The sequence below is a fragment of the Cellulomonas septica genome (assembly GCF_012396155.1).
Lineage (GTDB): Bacteria > Actinomycetota > Actinomycetes > Actinomycetales > Cellulomonadaceae > Cellulomonas > Cellulomonas septica.
The window spans coordinates 1-3,180 of sequence record NZ_JAAXOY010000421.1 but is presented as its reverse complement, the minus strand read 5'-3'; the positions used below and the strand labels follow the sequence as shown (position 1 = coordinate 3,180).

Below are 3,180 nucleotides of genomic sequence, written 5' to 3'. Positions count from 1 at the left end.
GACGCGCTGCGGCGCGCCGGCTGGCGCGGGCGCGGTCCGGTGCCCGTCGACCACGCCCCGAACCAGGGGTTCCTGCGCGCGCTGCTCGCGCTCGCCGAGGCGGCCGAGGCGATCGGCGAGACCGACGAGTCGCAGCGCTGCGAGCAGTTCCTGGTCGACTCGGGGACCTCGGCCGAGGAGGTCGCCGGGCTGCGCTGAGCCGCCCGCGGGCGCGGTCGGGACGGGGGCCCGGCCATGACCGTTCCTTGACCGTCCGGTACCCTCTCGGAGGTACCGGGTCACTGCCGCCCGTGCCCGGGTCCACGTGCAAGCGCCGCGCCTCCTCGGTTCGGTCTCCGCCGTGCGTCCCCGCATCGCAGGCAGGTAGGAGTGGTGACAGATGCCTGCAGTGGTGGTGCTCGGCGCCCAGTGGGGCGACGAGGGCAAGGGCAAGGCGACCGACCAGCTCGGCTCGCGCATCGACTACGTGGTCAAGTTCAACGGCGGCAACAACGCCGGCCACACCGTCGTCGTCGGGGGCGAGAAGTACGCGCTGCACCTGCTGCCCTCCGGCATCCTGTCGCCCGGCGTCGTCCCCGTCATCGGCAACGGCGTCGTCATCGACCTCGAGGTCCTGTTCCAGGAGATCGAGGCGCTCGAGGCCCGCGGCGTCGACACCTCGCGCCTGCTCGTGTCGTCGGCCGCGCACGTCATCGCGCCGTACAACCGCACGCTCGACAAGGTCACCGAGCGGTTCCTCGGCTCGCGCCGCATCGGCACGACGGGCCGCGGCATCGGCCCCACCTACGCGGACAAGATCAACCGCGTCGGCGTCCGCGTGCAGGACCTCTTCGACGAGAAGATCCTGCGGCAGAAGGTCGAGGGCGCCCTCGACCAGAAGAACCACCTGCTGGTGAAGGTCTACAACCGGCGCGCGATCACGGTCGACGAGACCGTCGAGGACCTGCTGCGCTTCGCCGACCGCGTCCGCCCGTACGTCGCGGACACGCCGCTCGTGCTCAACCAGGCGCTCGACGCGGGCAAGACGCTCGTGTTCGAGGCCGGCCAGGCCACGATGCTCGACATCGACCACGGCACCTACCCGTTCGTGACGTCGTCGTCGGCGACCGCGGGCGGCGCGTGCACCGGCTCGGGCGTCGGCCCGACCCGCATCGACCGCGTCGTCGCCGTCGCGAAGGCCTACACGACGCGCGTCGGCGAGGGCCCCTTCCCGACCGAGCTGCTCGACGACGACGGCGAGTGGCTGCGTCAGACCGGCGGCGAGTTCGGCACCACGACGGGCCGGCCGCGGCGCACCGGCTGGTACGACGCGGTCGTCGTCCGGTACGCGGCGCGCGTCAACGGCCTCACCGACCTGGTCCTCACCAAGCTCGACGTGCTGACCGGCAAGGACCGTATCCCGGTCGCCGTCGCGTACGACGTCGACGGCACCCGGCACGACGAGATGCCCGCCGACCAGTCGGACTTCCACCACGCGAAGCCCGTCTACGAGTACCTCGACGGCTGGACCGAGGACATCACCGGCGCACGCGAGTTCGACGACCTGCCCGCCGCGGCGCAGCGCTACGTCGAGCGCCTGGAGGAGATCAGCGGCACGCGCATCTCCTCGATCGGCGTCGGCCCGGGCCGTGAGGCGACGATCATCCGCCACGACCTCCTGGCCTGACCGCGCACCCGGCCGCCCGCGCACGATGGGTGGCCGGGGCGTCGTGCCGCGCGGCTGCGCGTCGCGCGACCGAACGGGTGTCCTCGCGCGACCGCTTCGCCCGGACGGGTGAACCTGGACGCCCGTCCACGGTGCGACGTGCGCGGACGGACGGACGACGTCCGGGAGCGCCCCGGCGGCGGCGCGTCCGCTGGCATACTCCGCCGCCGTGACTGCCGCCGCCTGGGACACCCCCGCCGCGTACGTGATGCTCGGTGCGCTCGTGATCACCGCCATCGGGCTCCTCGTCCTCGGCGTCGCGAGCACGCCCGCGTACCGCCTGCTCGGGCTGTCGGCCGACGGCCCGTGGTGGTTCTCGCCGCGCGGCGGCAAGACGCAGGGCCTCGTGGTCGCGTACCTCGGCCTGATCGTCGCGGTCGCCGCGCTCGCGTTCGTCGTGACCGACGCGTACGCACCCGCACGGATCGCCTGGACGGCGTGCTGGAGCACCGCCGCCGTCGTCTTCGCGCTCACGGTCACCCGGGTCGGCAAGCGTGTCCTGCGGGTCGCGACCGGCGGCTTGTTCGTGCTCGCCGACCCGCTGCCGGGGGACTACGTCGAGGCCGACGACGCGCTCGACGACGTCGACCTGCGCGCCGCTCGCGACGCCGCGGCCGGCGGCGACTGGCGTCCCGCCGCCCACCTGCTCGCGGCGACGCTCGACCCCGACGCCCGGCACGACCGCGTGCGCGAGCTCGCCACCCTCGCGGCGCGTCGTGGCCGCTGGCTCGAGACGTGGCTCCAGGAGGAGCCGTCGAACCCGCACGCGCTCGCGTGCCGGGTCGCGACCGGCGTCGAGCGGGCGTGGATGCTGCGCGGGTCGGACTTCCAGGCCCAGAACGTCCCCGACTTCCTCGCCGTCCTCGAGGACACCGACGCCGATGCCGACACCGCCCTGCACGTGAGCCCCGGCGACGCGTCGGTGCTCGCCTCGCGCCTGACCGTCGCGCGCGGGCTCCAGCTCGGCGTCGTCGAGCACGAGCGCCGCCTCGCCCAGCTCCTCGCCGTCGCGCCGCACCACCGTGGTGGGCTGTCGGAGGCGCTGCAGTTCAAGGCCGCGAAGTGGTTCGGGTCGTCCGAGGAGATGCTGCGGTTCGCCCGCGCCGAGTCGGCCGCGGCGCCTTCCGGCCACGCGACGAACCTCCTGGTCGTCGTCGCGCTGCTGGAGGAGGGCTGGGCGCGCGGGGACAGCCAGCGCTTCCTGCAGAGCCGGGAGGTGCGCGCGGAGATCGTGGCCGCCGCCACCCGGTGGACGGAGGGCGGGCCCTCGCCGGTCGGCCGCGCCTGGGGGCACAACGTGCTCGCGTACGCGTTCTGGTTCGCGGACCTGCCGCAGGAGGCCGTGCCGCACCTCGCCGAGACCCACCGCTACCTGGCGACGTGGCCCTGGCACGACGACCCGCGTGAGGCGCACGCCCAGGTCCGGGCCTGGGCCCGCGAGCGCGCGGGCGCGTCGGCCGCGATCTGACGCGGCG

At 74.4% G+C, this 3,180-nt stretch carries 3 protein-coding genes; all 3 read left to right on the top strand.

Annotated features, from left to right (window positions below; genetic code table 11):
• On the top strand, positions 1-198 hold a 198-nt coding region (locus HGA02_RS14295; protein WP_168679637.1), incomplete at its 5' end, for a DUF3151 family protein.
• A 181-nt stretch (positions 199-379) separates the two neighbouring features.
• Complete coding sequence (locus tag HGA02_RS14290) at positions 380-1,666, top strand: adenylosuccinate synthase (RefSeq protein ID WP_168679635.1); 1,287 nt, start codon at positions 380-382, stop codon at positions 1,664-1,666.
• A 208-nt stretch (positions 1,667-1,874) separates the two neighbouring features.
• Entirely contained in the window at positions 1,875-3,173 is a 1,299-nt protein-coding gene (locus HGA02_RS14285) for a hypothetical protein (protein ID WP_168679633.1), read from the top strand.
• The last annotated feature ends 7 nt before the right edge of the window (positions 3,174-3,180 follow it).

What these genes read in the sequence shown, in the direction of transcription:
- HGA02_RS14290 (WP_168679635.1), top strand. Translation starts at nt 380, where the DNA reads ATGCCTGCAGTGGTGGTGCTCGGCGCCCAGTGGGGCGACGAGGGCAAG.